This is a genomic window from Enterobacter sp. 61D5, assembly GCF_034107965.1.
Taxonomy (GTDB): domain Bacteria; phylum Pseudomonadota; class Gammaproteobacteria; order Enterobacterales; family Enterobacteriaceae; genus Enterobacter; species Enterobacter cloacae_M.
In genome coordinates this window covers 90,348-104,145 of sequence record NZ_JAWNFK010000008.1, presented here as the reverse complement: position 1 = coordinate 104,145, position 13,798 = coordinate 90,348, and the positions used below count along the sequence as shown (strand labels likewise).

The window sequence follows — 13,798 nt, the reverse complement described above, 5'->3', positions numbered from 1 at the left end:
CAGGAAAAATTATGGAACAAGAAATTCTCGCCCTGTTCGAAAAAGTGTTATCCCGTAAGGTGGGCTTTCACGATGAACTGATTGAATCCGACATTCTCGACTCCATCCTGGCGGTCGATATGGTGCTGGAAGTGCAGGACGTTTACGGTTGCATGATCCCGCCAACTGACGTAGCGACGGTGCTAAAAACCCCGGCGGACCTGGCCCGCTATATTGAAGAAAACCGCTAAACGCCCCTGCTGTTAATGCAGCCCTGAAGGCTCTGTAGGATCGCTCCAGAGCCTTCATTCCTCCCCCTCCCCCTCCCCCTGAACGCTCTCCTGCTCCCTTTCACAGGAATGAAACCGACTGCTTTTATTATTTCTCCTACACTTTAGTAGTACTGTCGGTACGGGAAACAGAAAAAGCCAACTTAATTAAGGCATTAATGATTCGCTGTGCGCTCAGCCCGGGAACGTTTTGCCTTTAACAGAGGAGTCTGCGGTATGGCATTCGTAACAACGAAAGATGGCGTCAATATTTACTACAAAGACTGGGGTCCAAAAGAGGCTCAACCCATTGTTTTCCACCACGGCTGGCCGCTAAGTGCCGATGACTGGGATAACCAGATGCTCTTCTTCCTTGCAGAAGGCTATCGCGTTATCGCTATCGATCGTCGCGGTCACGGGCGTTCGGACCAGGTGAGTGAAGGCCACGATATGGATCATTATGCGGCCGACGCGTCGGCCGTGGTGGAAAGCCTGGATCTGCGCAATGCCGTGCACGTCGGTCACTCCACCGGCGGCGGCCAGGTCGCCCGCTATGTTGCGCAGTACGGACAACCGCAGGGGCGCGTCGCCAAAGCGGTGCTCGTCAGCGCCGTCCCGCCGCTGATGGTCAAAACGGACAGTAACCCCGGAGGAACGCCCATCGAGGTTTTCGACGGCTTCCGCAAAGCGCTGGCGGCTAACCGCGCCCAGTTTTACCTCGACATCGCCAGCGGTCCGTTCTACGGCTTTAATCGGGATGGCGCGGACGTTTCACAGGGCACGATTCAGAACTGGTGGCGTCAGGGCATGATCGGCAGCGCCAAGGCCCACTATGAGGGGATTAAGGCGTTTTCAGAAACCGACCAGACGGAGGATCTAAAAACCATCAAGGTTCCCGTTCTGGTGATGCAGGGCGACGACGATCAGGTCGTGCCGTATAAGAATGCTGCCCTGCTGCAGGACAAGCTGCTGGCGAACAGCGTACTGAAAATTTATCCGGGCTTCCCGCACGGGATGCATACCACGCACGCGGATACCATTAACGCGGACATCCTGGCCTTTATCCGCTCATAAACGTCAGGTTTGAGATTCACGTAAAAAGAAAAACCCCAGGTTAACAAGTAACCTGGGGTTTATATCTGGCGGAAGCGCAGAGATTCGAACTCTGGAACCCTTTCGGGTCGCCGGTTTTCAAGACCGGTGCCTTCAACCGCTCGGCCACACTTCCTAAGTGAGGCGAACTATAAACACCTCACCGCGAGCTGTAAAGAGTGGCTGCACTCGTTCGCTGTAAAAATAGTCAAAACGTGTTTAATCGGTTGAACTGACGACACATCGACGATTTTATCAGCACAGACCTAGTGTTTTTTGATGTACATGTCTTTCGTGAAATAGTACCCCAGCTTATCCGGCGTAAATCCGCCTATCCACGGTTTCACCAGGTGCGTACGGACGTAGTGATAAACCGGAATGGCCGGTACATCACGCCCCAGCAGATCTTCCGCCTGCTGGTAGAACTTACCCCGCTCTTCCGCTGATTTGGCTTTTGCGGCATTGAGCAGCGCGCGATCGTAGTCCGGATTGCTGTACTGGCTGGTGTTTTCGCTGTCTCCCGTGCGGAAGTTGTTCAGGAAGGTCGCCGCGTCGTCGTAATCGGCAATCCACGCGTACCGCACCGCGTCAAAGTTGTGGGTATGCATAGTATCCAGCATGGTTTTCCACTCCTGATTTTGCAGCTTCGCGTCCACCCCGAGGTTTTTCTTCCACATGGAGCTGGCGGCAATCGCGATGCGCTGGTGCGATTCAGAGGTGTTGTAGAGCAGGTTGAAGCTCAGAGGATGGCTGGCGTTATATCCGGCCTCGTTCAGCAGCTTTTTCGCCTCAGCGATACGCTTGTCCAGCGGCCAGCTGGCGTAATCCGGATTCTGTAGCTTCACGCCGCCGATATCCGGCTGGCTGATAAGCCATGCCGGGCGCTGTCCCTGCCCTAATACTTTTCCGGCAATGATGTCTTTATCGAGCGCCATGTTCAGCGCCTTACGCACGCGGGCGTCGTTGAACGGCGGCCGGGTGGTATTGAATTCGTAGTAATAGGTCGCCAGCTGAGGTGAAACGTCCAGCTCGCTGCCCAGGGTTTTCTTGAGCTGGGCAAACTGGTTAATCGGCACCGTGTACACGATGTCAATTTCGCCCGCTTTATAGCGGTTCACGTCCGAGGCCTCGGACGTGATGGGCAGGTAGGTGACTTTGTTAATCACGGTATGCGCGTTATCCCAGTAGCGCGGGTTGCGCTCCGCCACGATGCGTTCGTTGACCACCCACTGCGACAGCTTATACGCCCCGCTGCTGACGAAATGCTCCGGTTTGGTCCACTTATCGCCGAAACGGCCAATCAGCACTTTATCCACCGGCACCAGAGACGGGTGCGCCAGCATCGCGAGGAAGGCCGCGTTTGGCTGCGTGAGCGTCACTTCCAGCGTGGTGTCGTTAATCGCTTTTACGCCCAGCGTATCGGGCGCTTTTTTCCCCTGAGCAATATCGGCCGCGTTGGCGATATGCATATTGCCCGGATAGCTGGCATACGGCGAAGCCGTTTTCGGATCGATCAGGCGCTGCCAGCTCCAGACTACATCCTCTGCGGTAATCGCCGTGCCGTCGCTCCAGGTGATGCCCGGGCGCAAATGGAACGTCCAGACGGTGTTGTCCTTGTTCTCCCATTTTTCCGCCAGTCGGGGTTGGACTTCGCCTGTCGGGGAGACGCTTACCAGTCCTTCGAATAAATCGCTGATAATATTGAATTCGACATCGCTTTCGACTTTATGCGGGTCGAGCGAAGCCGGTTCACTGCCGTTGTTTCTGACCAGTTCCTGCTTATCGGCCAGCGCGGTTCCTGCCGGCACGTTAGCCGCCCAGGCTGCCGTGCTGGCGCACAGGATCCCTGCGGTTAACAAAGAGAGCGTAAAGTGAGTGCGTGTTTGTGGTTTCATTTCCTTCGCCTTATAGTCTGTTTTATGACGATCCGGAAATAACTCTTAGCGTTCGAATGGTAATAACGCAATATTTTTCAGTAACCTATAAGAGCTTGATCTGGTAAATTGTCGCAAACCGCTGTTCATACTGGTGAAACGGATTTCTGCAGAAGAAATAACCACCTCCGGCGCTAACGTGCTGAGTAAAGATGGGTAAAACCACTTTGAGACTGGCGTGTCGTTTCCTATTCTTTCCGCTAATTACATCTGTCATAAGAGAGTGACTCATGGATCGTATAATTACTTCTTCACGCGACCGCACATCGCTACTCAGCACCCACAAGGTGCTGCGCAATACCTATTTCATGCTCAGCCTGACGCTGGCTTTCTCAGCGATCACCGCCACCGCCAGCACCGTGCTGATGCTGCCATCTCCAGGGCTGATCCTGACGCTGGTGGGTATGTATGGTCTGATGTTCCTGACCTACAAAACCGCTGACAAGCCCGTTGGTATTCTGTCCGCGTTTGCCTTCACCGGGTTCCTGGGCTACATCCTGGGGCCGATGCTGAATGCGTATCTGTCTGCCGGTATGGGCGATCTTATCGGCATGGCGCTGGGCGGTACCGCGCTGGTATTCTTCTGCTGCTCGGCCTACGTGCTGACCACCCGTAAGGACATGTCCTTCCTCGGCGGTATGCTGATGGCGGGTGTTGTGGTAGTGCTGGTGGGCATGGTGGCAAACATCTTCCTGCAGCTGCCTGCCCTGCATCTGGCGATCAGCGCCGTGTTTATTCTGATCTCTTCAGGCGCGATCCTGTTTGAAACCAGCAACATCATTCGCGGCGGTGAGACGAACTATATCCGCGCCACCGTGAGCCTGTATGTGTCGCTGTACAACATCTTCGTCAGCCTGCTGAGCATCCTGGGCTTCGCCAGCCGCGATTAAGCTGCAGCGCTGTTAACCTGGCCCCGCTTATGCGGGGCTTTGTTTTTTGGTACACTGCTGCGGTTTTTGACTGACGCGTGAATGACTATGTTGAGTTTTGAAGGCAAAGAGATCGAGACCGATAACGACGGTTATCTGAAAGAGAGTGGCCAGTGGAGCGAGCCGCTGGCGGAGAAAATTGCGGAAAACGAAGGGATTACCCTCTCTCCCGAACACTGGGAAGTGGTGCGTTTTGTTCGCGAGTTCTATCTTGAATTCAACACCTCTCCGGCGATCCGCATGCTGGTTAAAGCCATGGCCAATAAGTTCGGCGAAGAGAAAGGCAACAGCCGCTATCTGTATCGTCTGTTCCCGAAAGGCCCGGCAAAACAAGCCACCAAAATTGCCGGCCTGCCTAAGCCGGTGAAGTGTATTTAATACCGAATCCCGAAGTTTACGTATTCGCGCCCGGGTTGATGCGGTTCCGTTAACACCTTATCAACCCGCGCGCTGCGCGGCCCGCCCGCTTTCAGCCACGCCACCAGCTTGTCGACCTGCTCCGCTTCGCCGCAGGCGACCACCTCAACGCTGCCGTCGTCCATATTTCGCGCGTATCCCGTTATCCCAAGCTCAACCGCTTCGCGCTGGGTGCTGTAGCGGAACCCCACGCCCTGAACAACGCCGTGAACCCAGGCAATGGTGCAGACTTTTGACATTTTTCTTCTCCTTAACGTAGCGTTTTCGGCAAACAGCCATAGTGCTGCCGGAAACGGGCGGTGAAACGAGAGCTGGAAAGATACCCACATTGTAATGCGATTTCGCCAATTGGTAATCGGGTTGACTGTAGCTGTGACAAAGCAACGGCCATCCTCACCTCCTCCACGATCTGGCGAAAACTCTGCGACTCTTCACGCAAGCGTCTGCGCAGCGTCGGCACGCTTAAGGCCAGACGGCTGGCAACCTCCTGGGCGGTCCAGGCTCTGGCGGGCGACAGCATAATGAACTGCCGCACCTGCTCGGTCAGGTTACTGTTGCGCTCAACAAGCAGCGGACCCGCCACGCCATCGTGCAGCAGGGCCAGCAGAAGGCCGAAAGCCTGATGCTTTTGGAGCGCCTCCGGTAAATCCTGACGCACGGCGCGCAGCAGATTGTCCCACATAAATGCCAACCCCTCGCTCAGCGGGGCGCAGAGCGAATGCAGCGTCGTGCGCGGCCAGGACTTCAGGTAATGCGCTTTAAACTCGGCGACAATCTCCGGGGACAACATCAGCAAATCCGAGTGAAACAGACCGTTTACAGGCTGATTGATTATCTCCATCGCCGTATTGGCCGGGATAATGATGAGCTCATCCCGTGTCGCTTCCAGACGGTTATCATCCTGAACTATCACCTTAGTGCCGTGAGTGATATGACAAATAGCCGGAAAAAACAGTTTAACCTGGTGCAGGCGATGCATTTTGCTGGCAGTCACTTCACCCGCGGTAAGATGGTTATGTCGAAAATGAAACTCCTGCACCCTGTCATCCTTATCTGCTGTAGGTTGCCGTTAACTGAGCCTTTGCCAGAGTGTGACTATTGATCATAAAACCGACCAGCGCGCCGCTGGCATTGTTGTCGACGGGCAGTTTATCCACGTCCAGGGCCCAGACGGTAATCTGATAGCGATGAGGCTTGTCCCCTTCGGGTGGACATGCGCCGCCGAATCCAGAATAGCCGAAATCATTACGCCCCTGCACAACGCCGGCAGGTAATTTCTCGCCGTTAGGGTTACCGGCATCAGCGGGAAGCGTCATTGTCTTCGCCGGAATATTGGCTACGGTCCAGTGCCACCAGCCGCTGCCGGTGGGCGCATCCGGGTCATATACCGTGACGGCAAAACTTTTCGTACCGGCGGGCGGATTTTTCCATGCCAGCTGTGGAGAAATATTCCCACCGTGGCAGCCAAATCCTTCAAATGCCTGCTGTTGCGCCAGTCGCCTTTCGCCGGAAATATCCTGGCTGGTGACGTCGAAAGGCGTTGTTGCTAAAACCTGAAAACTCATCGCCGCCAGAGCGGCTATTGCTATCACACTGCGCTTTTTCATGGGTGCACCCTCTGCTGTACCGGAAGCCCCACTCTAAACCCAGCGGCAATATCGTAATGTGCCTAAGCGATTTGATTTTGTGCCGAAACGCTCAACGGCATCCGCAGATGATTGCGCCTTGCTGAATGTGCTACTCTACGCACCGTGAGTATGTACGTGTACAAACAGTAAATGGGATTTTTTGCGTGAAAGGAAAACGATATGAATGTCACTGATGAAGCTCTGTTGCGTTCTGGTTTCACACTGTCTGACTTGCAGAAGATAAAAAATAACGTTGAGAGATACGGTGGAACGCTTGAAGAGGCGATTTACGATCTCGCCCGTCGATTTAATACCTTACTTTGGGTAGCCAGTGTATGCTTCACGATCCTGATTATACTTGTCGTTTTCAGTTCACCTCTCAAAGCATTGGCGTGGGGGCTGGCGATTATCATAGGGGTAAGCATTATGACTCTCGCACAGCCTCCTGTACTGTCGTATAAATCCTGGCGTTACCGAAAAAGCACCAGAGATTAACGGATTCCGTTATCTGTTGTTATCAGATCAAAAATGACCTTGGCTTTAACGCCATATCCGACAATCTTCATCGTGAGTTTAGGCGCGCCCATCGTACTGACTTTGCGATAGTAATCGTGTGGAAGCCATCGAAACAATCTCCACGCTCCCGTTTTTCGGGCTAGTCCAGCGATACTATAGACACTGGCACCAAGAGTAACACCGTTATAAAAAGCCAATCCTGAGTTGGGACTGAACCCCATAAACTGAGCTGTTTCCATAACGGTATCAGCAATCATTCCCTGTGAAGGTTTTTGTCCTGCTGGTAGATCAAAGTTGAGTACTTCCCGGGTCAACCCGTTAATTCCATCAGCAATAAGGACAGCTCCTGCAAACATGCCTATCGGCCCCATAGTGGATAACATCACAAATCCACCAAACAAAACGACGCCTGATAGCACAACATTCACTGCCGAAATGACATATCCGACAATTTTATTATTTTCCCTGACAAACTCGACTTTTGCATAAAGCTGCGCGGCGCGGGTTCTTAGCAGATGCTCTTGCTCACGAAGATTTTCCGTTTCAGCTCGAAGATTCTTGATGCAAACCATACATTCTTCATCTGTTCTGGCACGACGCGCTGTTGCAAACTCCTTTTCAACGACCTGTTTTATTTCTTCTACAAACTTGATACGACAAAGCCCGTCCTGAAGGTAGAAGGCTGATAACTGGTTGGCTGTATCAACGAGCTTACGCGCCTCCAGATTAACCATGGTCTCAGACCATGCCCTGTTTCTTCCCTTATTTAGTAACGCAATATCCATTTTGATTCCCTCCGGCTTTTTAACGGTAACGAGCTTAATTACTCCATCGCTTTGATTATTTTACGTGCGACGCGATCAGGAACAACAGAAAATGATTTCAACAAGCTCTGATCCGTTTTGATGTGCTACTCTACGCGCCATTTCCCTGAAATCGACAGAACAGCAAATTATGAGTGTACGTTTAGTGTTAGCCAAAGGGCGCGAGAAATCATTACTGCGCCGTCATCCCTGGGTCTTTTCCGGCGCGGTTGCCCGTATGGAAGGCAAAGCCAGCCTCGGTGAAACCATTGATATCGTTGACCATCAGGGGAAATGGTTAGCGCGCGGCGCCTACTCGCCAGCGTCCCAGATCCGTGCTCGCGTCTGGACGTTTGATAAAGATGAAACCATCGACATCGACTTCTTCGTTCGCCGTCTGCAGCAGGCGCAGCAGTGGCGCGACTGGCTGGCAAAACGCGACGGGCTGGACAGCTACCGCCTGATTGCCGGGGAGTCCGACGGCCTGCCGGGCGTGACCATCGATCGCTTCGGTAACTTCCTGGTGCTGCAGCTCCTGAGCGCCGGAGCGGAATACCAACGCGCCGCGCTGATCAGCGCGCTGCAAACGCTCTTCCCACAGTGCGCTATTTACGACCGCAGCGATGTGGCGGTGCGCAAAAAAGAGGGCATGGAGCTGACTCAGGGGCCCGTCACGGGCGAACTGCCGCCTGCCCTGCTGCCTATTGAAGAGCACGGCATGAAGCTGCTGGTGGATATTCAGGGCGGGCACAAAACGGGTTACTACCTCGACCAGCGCGACAGCCGTCTGGCTACGCGTCAGTACGTTGCCGACAAACGCGTGCTGAACTGCTTCTCCTATACCGGCGGTTTTGCCGTTTCGGCACTGATGGGCGGCTGTGCTCAGGTGGTGAGCGTGGACACCTCGCAGGAAGCGCTGGACGTGGCAAAACAGAACGTCGAGCTCAACAAGCTGGATTTGAGCAAAGCTGAGTTTGTACGCGATGACGTGTTCAAGCTGCTGCGTAAATATCGCGACCAGGGCGAGAAGTTCGACGTCATCGTGATGGATCCGCCAAAGTTTGTGGAAAACAAAAGCCAGCTGATGGGCGCGTGCCGCGGGTATAAAGATATCAACATGCTGGCTATCCAGCTGCTGAACCCGGGCGGGATTCTGCTCACCTTCTCCTGCTCCGGCCTGATGACCACAGATTTATTTCAGAAAATCATCGCCGATGCCGCAATAGATGCTGGCCGTGATGTACAATTTATAGAGCAGTTCCGTCAGGCAGCCGATCACCCCGTGATTGCTACCTACCCGGAAGGACTGTATCTGAAAGGGTTTGCCTGTCGCGTCATGTAACTTGAAAAGAGAAATATTGCCCGCACATAACGTGTAAGTAGTGTTTCCCGGGAGGTGACTATGATTGCCAGCAAATTCGGTATCGGCCAGCAGGTCCGCCACACTTTGCTAGGGTATTTGGGTGTGGTCGTGGATATCGACCCGGAGTATTCCCTTGATGAACCGTCAGCAGACGAGCTGGCGGTGAACGCAGAGCTTCGCGCCGCGCCCTGGTACCACGTGGTAATGGAAGGTGACGATGGACAACCCGTTCACACCTATCTGGCCGAAGCGCAGCTGAGTAGCGAGCTGCAGGAAGAACATCCGGAGCAACCCACAATGGATGAACTTGCTCAGACTATCCGCAAACAGTTACAGGCTCCGCGCCTGCGGAACTAAGCGTGTAAAAAAAGCCCGATGAACGGGCTTTTTTTATTACTTCGCCAGCCCCAGACGGGGGATGTCGATCGCCGGACAGCGATCCATGACGACCTTCAACCCCGCATCCCGCGCCAGCACGGCGGCCTGCTCGTTAATTACGCCCAGCTGCATCCACAGCGTTTTCGCCCCTACGGCGATAGCGTCCTGCGCCACTTCCCACGCCGCCTCGGAATTGCGGAAGACATCGACCATATCAATTTTTTCCGGCACGTCAGCGAGCGTGGCGTAACCCTGCTGGCCCAGCAATGTTTTCCCCGCCACCTTTGGCGAGACCGGGATAACGTGATAGCCCTGATCGAGAAGGTATTTCATTACCCGATAGCTTGGACGATCGGGTTTATCGCTCGCGCCCACCAGCGCAATGGTATGCGTGGATGTCAGAATCTCGGCAATATCGTTCTCTTTCATGGTTTTTCTCCTGGCTTTTTTAAAAGTGTACGCCAAACCGCACATCTCAACCATCCATCCCATACAGATGCATGAGGGCAAAACGGCGAAATATGTCTATATGTTAGTAAACGTGATTATCGAAAAATTTAGATACATTAATGCGGCGACAGGATTTCTGACGGGAGCCTTCTATGAAAACCGGTATTGCCACTGCTCTGATTGCGTTAGTGATGCCGGTCTGCGTTTTTGCTACCACGCTCCGGCTCTCTACCGACATTGATCTCCTTGTTCTGGACGGAAAAAAGGTCTCCAGCTCGTTATTGCGCGGTGCAGACAGCATCGAGTTAGATAACGGGCCGCATCAGCTGGTCTTCCGGGTAGAAAAGCCGATCGGTCTGGCTAATCACGAGCAACGGATGTACATCTCCCCGCCGCTGATCGTCAGCTTTAATACCCGGCAAATCAGTCAGGTGAATATCACCCTGCCTCGCCTTGAAACGGAGAAGGAATCTGCGGCCTTCGACGCGTCCCCCCGCGTTGAACTGCTGGACGGGGATGCGATGCCGATTCCGGTGAAGCTGGATATTCTGGCTTTAACGACCTCACCGAAAGGCCCGGATTACGAGGCCGCGACCCAAACCTATAACAAAGCGGGGAAACGCGCCTCGCTTCCTCAGTTTGCCACCATGATGGCGGACGACAGTACGCTTTTATCCGGCGTCTCTGAACTGGACGTTATTCCTCCCCAGTCCCAGACCCTGACGGAACAGCGCCTTAAATTCTGGTTCCAGCAGGCCGATCCCGACACGCGGGCCCGTTTTTTACAGTGGGCAAAACAACAACCTTCATCATAAGCCACATTTTTTACGCCTTTCTCTTGCAGCGTCAGACGGTTCCCGTCATCGTGTAGGCAGTTAACCTGATGGATATGATTATGGAACTGACAACACGCACGCTGCCTGAGCGCAAACACATTGCTCTTGTGGCGCACGATCACTGTAAACAAATGCTGCTTAACTGGGTTCGCCGCCATCAGTCTTCGCTGGAAAAGCACGCCCTGTCGGCGACCGGCACCACCGGTAACCTGATCCAGCGCGAAACGGGTCTGCAGGTGAATGCCATGCTGAGCGGCCCGATGGGCGGCGATCAGCAGGTCGGCGCGCAGATTTCCGAAGGGAAAATTGATGTGCTGATCTTCTTCTGGGACCCGCTGAACGCGGTTCCGCACGATCCGGATGTTAAAGCGCTGCTGCGCCTGGCGACGGTGTGGAATATTCCGGTGGCGACGAACCTGTCGACGGCGGATTTCATCATCGAATCGCCGCAGTTTAACTCGCCGGTTGATATCCTTATTCCGGACTATCAGCGTTATCTTTCCGATAGACTGAAGTAGTTTTTTTGCCGGGTGGCGGCTACGCCTTACCCGGCCTGGAAAATCTTTCCTGACATCGTTATGGTTTACGCGCTACCGGCACATCAATACTCTTCAGGATATCGACAAACACGGATGGCTCCTCTTTATTAAACAGCAGCCACACGCGATGCCGCGCGCGGGTGATGGCCACATACAGCAAACGCCGCTCTTCGGCATCCGGGAAGTCTTCCGGCACCGGCAGCAGGGCCTCTTCCATCACCGACTCGCGGGCCGGAGCCGGGAAACCGTCGCTCCCCTCTTTCAGCCCCACCACAATCACATAGTCAGCCTGCTGCCCTTTGCTGGCGTGAATGGTCATAAATTCAAGCTGCAGTTTCGGCCAGCGGGTGGCGGCTTTTTCCAGCGCCGCGGGCTTAAGGTGATGGTAGCGCGCCAGCACCAGAATACGTTCATCGGGCTTCGCGTAGCCGCTGAGCTTGTCCAGCAGCGGCTCCAGCTGGTCATCCGCCAGCAGGGTGACCGCTTTTTTATCCCCTGGGCGCAGGCTATTGAGCGGCTTGGCCAGCTGATGCGGGTTTTGCTGGATAAAGCGGTTGGCTATCTCACCAATGCGTGAATTGAAGCGGTAGGTGGTGTCCAGATCGCTGCGATCCCCTTCGCCAAAATAGTGGTGGAACGCGGTCGTCAGGGAGAGCTGCGCCCCGCTGAAGCGATAGATGGCCTGCCAGTCGTCACCCACCGCAAACAGCGATGTATGTTTATTTTGCGCCCGTAGCGCCGAGAGCAGTGCAGCACGCTGCGGGGAGATGTCCTGGAACTCATCCACCAGAATGTGTTTCCACGGGCTGACAAAACGTCCCTTTTCAAGAATGATGATGGCCTGATGGATTAAACCGGAGAAATCGACGGCATTTTCCTCTTTCAGCGCGGTTTTCCAGGCTTTCAGCAGCGGAGCCATCAGCTTGACCCGCTTCGAAAACAGATCGCGGATCGCCTCCGGCGCGCTTTCAATCATCTCTGCCTGCGTTCCACCGTGCATTCGCATCAGGCTGACCCAGCGGTCAAGTCGCGAACCCAGACGACGCGCCAGTTTGTCATCCTGCCAGAAGCTGCCCTCTGGCACCTCCCAGCCGAGCTCCTCCTCCAGCCACTGACGCCACCCTTTCGCCTGCGCCTTTTTCTCACTGCACTGCTGGCGCCACGTTTTGATGAACAGCGCCTGACGCGCCTGCGCGTCGTTTTCCAGCTTACTGATGGAAGGCACTTTTTTACTGCCCTGATGAATAATATGCAGCGCAAGGGCATGGAAGGTTCTGGCCGTGATATCCCGCGTGTGAAGTCGTTCCTGGATGCGTTCGTCCATCTCCTGGGCAGCCTTGCGGCCAAAGGCCAGAAGCAGAATTTGATCGGCTACCGCTTCTCCGGTCGTCAGCAGCCAGCCGGCACGCGCCACCAGTACCGACGTTTTACCGCTACCGGCCCCCGCCAGCACCAGCAGCGACTGCTCGCCGTTGACCACTGCGCGCGCCTGGGCCGGATTGAGCGGTGAAGATTCCACCGTACTGAAAAAGTCGGCGTATTGGGTAAGCATGGCGTCCGTCCACGCCTGATTGTGAGCGAGACGGCTTTTATCCTTATCATTCAGCCAGGCCTGACACTGGCGCCAGGCGTCGCGACAGTTGTCAAACTCGTCGAGACGCGTCACGGAGAGCGGCAGCGCCGAGAGTGCCTGTCGGATCTTTTGCTGCAGCCCGGCGGTCTGCTGACGGGTCAGCCATGCGTGCTGTGCGTTGCTCTGCGCGATATCGTCCAGCACCTGCTGCAGCACCTGGGCGGCAATTACGCTCATATCCTGGCTCCACTGCTGCCAGAGTGCGTTCAGGTGATGATGAAAACGCTGGGTTTCCGCCCACTCGGTGCCGTGAAGACGCACGACTTTATCGTCAGGCAGAACGAACTCCAGCTCGCCCCACACCAGCCCGCGTTTACAGTGGATAGCCAGAAGCTGGTTAAACGGAATAAGGTATTCGTGGCGTTCCCCGGAGACTTTCACCCCGGCATTAAGGAGAACCACCCTGTCGTAAGGGTGTTGCGCCAGGCGTTTGCCTAACGACGTTGCTTTCAGTTCCATGTTCCGCCAAATCCACGAAGAGATAATTTACCAGACAGTTTAACTGCCAGTTTTAAGGTGCTCCAGCCTAAAAAAACGTTACAATCATTGGGCGTTAATTTTATCGAAAGGAAGTGAGGGTTTATGCGTACCGTTCTGAATGTGTTGAATTTTGTGCTGGGCGGTTTTGCCACCACCCTTTCCTGGCTTTGTGCCACGCTGGTGAGCATCGTCCTGATTTTCACGCTTCCCCTGACCCGTTCCTGCTGGGAAATCACAAAACTCTCCTTAATCCCCTACGGGAATGAAGCTATTCACGTTGACGAGCTCAATCCGGAGAGCAAAAACGCCCTGATGAATACGGGCGGAACCCTGCTGAACATTTTGTGGCTGATTTTCTTCGGCTGGTGGCTGTGCATCATGCATATTTTTGCCGGTATTGCACAGTGCATCACGATTATTGGTATTCCGGTGGGGATCGCAAACTTTAAGATCGCCGCTATCGCCCTTTGGCCCGTCGGTCGCAGGGTTGTTCCGGTAGAAGTGGCCCAGGCGGCGCGTGAAGCAAACGCGCGTCGTCGTTTTCAGTAAATA

Annotated in this window: 17 protein-coding genes and 1 tRNA gene; 10 read left to right on the top strand and 8 right to left on the bottom strand. The window is 54.5% G+C overall.

The window, feature by feature from the left end; translation table 11 throughout:
• Positions 1–11 precede the first annotated feature (11 nt).
• Together UTM25_RS09405 and UTM25_RS09400 are read left to right on the top strand one after the other, a co-directional pair.
• The gene (locus UTM25_RS09405) at positions 12–230 is read left to right on the top strand and encodes an acyl carrier protein (RefSeq protein WP_008499867.1); all 219 of its coding nucleotides are present in this window, start codon (positions 12–14) and stop codon (positions 228–230) included.
• A gap of 255 nt (positions 231–485) precedes the next feature.
• On the top strand, positions 486–1,322 hold the full coding sequence (locus tag UTM25_RS09400) for an alpha/beta fold hydrolase (RefSeq protein WP_194400005.1): 837 nt from the start codon (positions 486–488) through the stop codon (positions 1,320–1,322).
• Between the two features lie 66 nt (positions 1,323–1,388).
• On the opposite strand, the gene UTM25_RS09395 is transcribed toward UTM25_RS09400, so the two are convergent.
• Both UTM25_RS09395 and UTM25_RS09390 read right to left on the bottom strand, forming a co-directional pair.
• Positions 1,389–1,476 (bottom strand) — tRNA-Ser (locus UTM25_RS09395).
• Positions 1,477–1,606: 130 nt separating this feature from the next.
• The gene (locus UTM25_RS09390) at positions 1,607–3,235 is read right to left on the bottom strand and encodes an ABC transporter substrate-binding protein (RefSeq protein WP_194400004.1); all 1,629 of its coding nucleotides are present in this window, start codon (positions 3,233–3,235) and stop codon (positions 1,607–1,609) included.
• Positions 3,236–3,504: 269 nt separating this feature from the next.
• On the opposite strand from UTM25_RS09390, the gene yccA reads away from it, so the two are divergent.
• The gene (gene yccA / locus UTM25_RS09385) at positions 3,505–4,164 is read left to right on the top strand and encodes an FtsH protease modulator YccA (protein WP_023335168.1); all 660 of its coding nucleotides are present in this window, start codon (positions 3,505–3,507) and stop codon (positions 4,162–4,164) included.
• 87 nt (positions 4,165–4,251) lie between these two features.
• On the top strand, positions 4,252–4,581 hold the full coding sequence (gene tusE, locus UTM25_RS09380; protein ID WP_032658335.1) for a sulfurtransferase TusE: 330 nt from the start codon (positions 4,252–4,254) through the stop codon (positions 4,579–4,581).
• Here the strand turns inward: tusE and yccX are convergent.
• Genes yccX through UTM25_RS09365 form a run of 3 tightly spaced genes read right to left on the bottom strand, consistent with a single transcriptional unit; the run spans position 4,578 to position 6,227 of the window.
• Positions 4,578–4,859, bottom strand: coding sequence for an acylphosphatase (gene yccX / locus UTM25_RS09375; protein ID WP_194400003.1), 282 nt, complete (start codon positions 4,857–4,859; stop codon positions 4,578–4,580). The genes tusE and yccX overlap by 4 nt on opposite strands.
• 11 nt (positions 4,860–4,870) lie before the next feature.
• Complete coding sequence (locus UTM25_RS09370; protein WP_194400002.1) at positions 4,871–5,659, bottom strand: helix-turn-helix domain-containing protein; 789 nt, start codon at positions 5,657–5,659, stop codon at positions 4,871–4,873.
• Between the two features lie 10 nt (positions 5,660–5,669).
• A complete protein-coding gene (locus UTM25_RS09365) occupies positions 5,670–6,227 on the bottom strand; it encodes a kinase inhibitor (RefSeq protein WP_194400001.1) in 558 nt (185 codons plus the stop codon).
• Between the two features lie 201 nt (positions 6,228–6,428).
• On the opposite strand from UTM25_RS09365, the gene UTM25_RS09360 reads away from it, so the two are divergent.
• Positions 6,429–6,743 carry a hypothetical protein gene (locus UTM25_RS09360; RefSeq protein ID WP_047071946.1) on the top strand — a complete coding sequence of 105 codons (315 nt, stop codon included), beginning with the start codon at positions 6,429–6,431 and terminating at the stop codon, positions 6,741–6,743.
• On the opposite strand, the gene UTM25_RS09355 is transcribed toward UTM25_RS09360, so the two are convergent.
• Complete coding sequence (locus tag UTM25_RS09355; RefSeq protein WP_048222367.1) at positions 6,740–7,549, bottom strand: DUF4225 domain-containing protein; 810 nt, start codon at positions 7,547–7,549, stop codon at positions 6,740–6,742. The genes UTM25_RS09360 and UTM25_RS09355 overlap by 4 nt on opposite strands.
• Positions 7,550–7,718: 169 nt before the next feature.
• On the opposite strand from UTM25_RS09355, the gene rlmI reads away from it, so the two are divergent.
• Entirely contained in the window at positions 7,719–8,909 is a 1,191-nt protein-coding gene (gene rlmI / locus UTM25_RS09350; RefSeq protein ID WP_194400000.1) for a 23S rRNA (cytosine(1962)-C(5))-methyltransferase RlmI, read from the top strand.
• Between the two features lie 60 nt (positions 8,910–8,969).
• The gene (gene hspQ / locus UTM25_RS09345) at positions 8,970–9,287 is read left to right on the top strand and encodes a heat shock protein HspQ (protein ID WP_008499919.1); all 318 of its coding nucleotides are present in this window, start codon (positions 8,970–8,972) and stop codon (positions 9,285–9,287) included.
• 36 nt (positions 9,288–9,323) lie between these two features.
• Here hspQ and UTM25_RS09340 read toward each other — a convergent pair whose 3' ends face one another.
• Positions 9,324–9,737 (bottom strand): CoA-binding protein, encoded by a 414-nt coding sequence (locus UTM25_RS09340; protein ID WP_194399999.1) that lies wholly within the window; start codon positions 9,735–9,737, stop codon positions 9,324–9,326.
• 173 nt (positions 9,738–9,910) lie between these two features.
• Between UTM25_RS09340 and csgI the strand changes: the two genes are divergently transcribed.
• On the top strand, positions 9,911–10,573 hold the full coding sequence (csgI, locus tag UTM25_RS09335) for a curli synthesis inhibitor (protein WP_023311035.1): 663 nt from the start codon (positions 9,911–9,913) through the stop codon (positions 10,571–10,573).
• An 80-nt stretch (positions 10,574–10,653) separates the two neighbouring features.
• Positions 10,654–11,112 carry a methylglyoxal synthase gene (mgsA, locus tag UTM25_RS09330; RefSeq protein WP_023311034.1) on the top strand — a complete coding sequence of 153 codons (459 nt, stop codon included), beginning with the start codon at positions 10,654–10,656 and terminating at the stop codon, positions 11,110–11,112.
• Between the two features lie 58 nt (positions 11,113–11,170).
• Here the strand turns inward: mgsA and helD are convergent, their stop codons facing one another.
• Positions 11,171–13,225: a DNA helicase IV gene (gene helD / locus UTM25_RS09325; RefSeq protein ID WP_194399998.1), complete on the bottom strand. Its 2,055-nt coding sequence runs from the start codon at positions 13,223–13,225 to the stop codon at positions 11,171–11,173.
• 123 nt (positions 13,226–13,348) lie between these two features.
• Between helD and UTM25_RS09320 the strand changes: the two genes are divergently transcribed.
• Entirely contained in the window at positions 13,349–13,795 is a 447-nt protein-coding gene (locus UTM25_RS09320) for a YccF domain-containing protein (protein ID WP_194399997.1), read from the top strand.
• The last annotated feature ends 3 nt before the right edge of the window (positions 13,796–13,798 follow it).

What these genes read in the sequence shown, in the direction of transcription:
- yccX (WP_194400003.1), bottom strand. Translation starts at nt 4,859, where the DNA reads ATGTCAAAAGTCTGCACCATTGCCTGGGTTCACGGCGTTGTTCAGGGC.
- UTM25_RS09320 (WP_194399997.1), top strand. Translation starts at nt 13,349, where the DNA reads ATGCGTACCGTTCTGAATGTGTTGAATTTTGTGCTGGGCGGTTTTGCC.
- tusE (WP_032658335.1), top strand. Translation starts at nt 4,252, where the DNA reads ATGTTGAGTTTTGAAGGCAAAGAGATCGAGACCGATAACGACGGTTAT.
- UTM25_RS09340 (WP_194399999.1), bottom strand. Translation starts at nt 9,737, where the DNA reads ATGAAAGAGAACGATATTGCCGAGATTCTGACATCCACGCATACCATT.
- UTM25_RS09405 (WP_008499867.1), top strand. Translation starts at nt 12, where the DNA reads ATGGAACAAGAAATTCTCGCCCTGTTCGAAAAAGTGTTATCCCGTAAG.
- yccA (WP_023335168.1), top strand. Translation starts at nt 3,505, where the DNA reads ATGGATCGTATAATTACTTCTTCACGCGACCGCACATCGCTACTCAGC.
- mgsA (WP_023311034.1), top strand. Translation starts at nt 10,654, where the DNA reads ATGGAACTGACAACACGCACGCTGCCTGAGCGCAAACACATTGCTCTT.
- csgI (WP_023311035.1), top strand. Translation starts at nt 9,911, where the DNA reads ATGAAAACCGGTATTGCCACTGCTCTGATTGCGTTAGTGATGCCGGTC.
- helD (WP_194399998.1), bottom strand. Translation starts at nt 13,225, where the DNA reads ATGGAACTGAAAGCAACGTCGTTAGGCAAACGCCTGGCGCAACACCCT.
- hspQ (WP_008499919.1), top strand. Translation starts at nt 8,970, where the DNA reads ATGATTGCCAGCAAATTCGGTATCGGCCAGCAGGTCCGCCACACTTTG.
- UTM25_RS09365 (WP_194400001.1), bottom strand. Translation starts at nt 6,227, where the DNA reads ATGAAAAAGCGCAGTGTGATAGCAATAGCCGCTCTGGCGGCGATGAGT.
- UTM25_RS09355 (WP_048222367.1), bottom strand. Translation starts at nt 7,549, where the DNA reads ATGGATATTGCGTTACTAAATAAGGGAAGAAACAGGGCATGGTCTGAG.
- rlmI (WP_194400000.1), top strand. Translation starts at nt 7,719, where the DNA reads ATGAGTGTACGTTTAGTGTTAGCCAAAGGGCGCGAGAAATCATTACTG.
- UTM25_RS09360 (WP_047071946.1), top strand. Translation starts at nt 6,429, where the DNA reads ATGAATGTCACTGATGAAGCTCTGTTGCGTTCTGGTTTCACACTGTCT.
- UTM25_RS09400 (WP_194400005.1), top strand. Translation starts at nt 486, where the DNA reads ATGGCATTCGTAACAACGAAAGATGGCGTCAATATTTACTACAAAGAC.
- UTM25_RS09390 (WP_194400004.1), bottom strand. Translation starts at nt 3,235, where the DNA reads ATGAAACCACAAACACGCACTCACTTTACGCTCTCTTTGTTAACCGCA.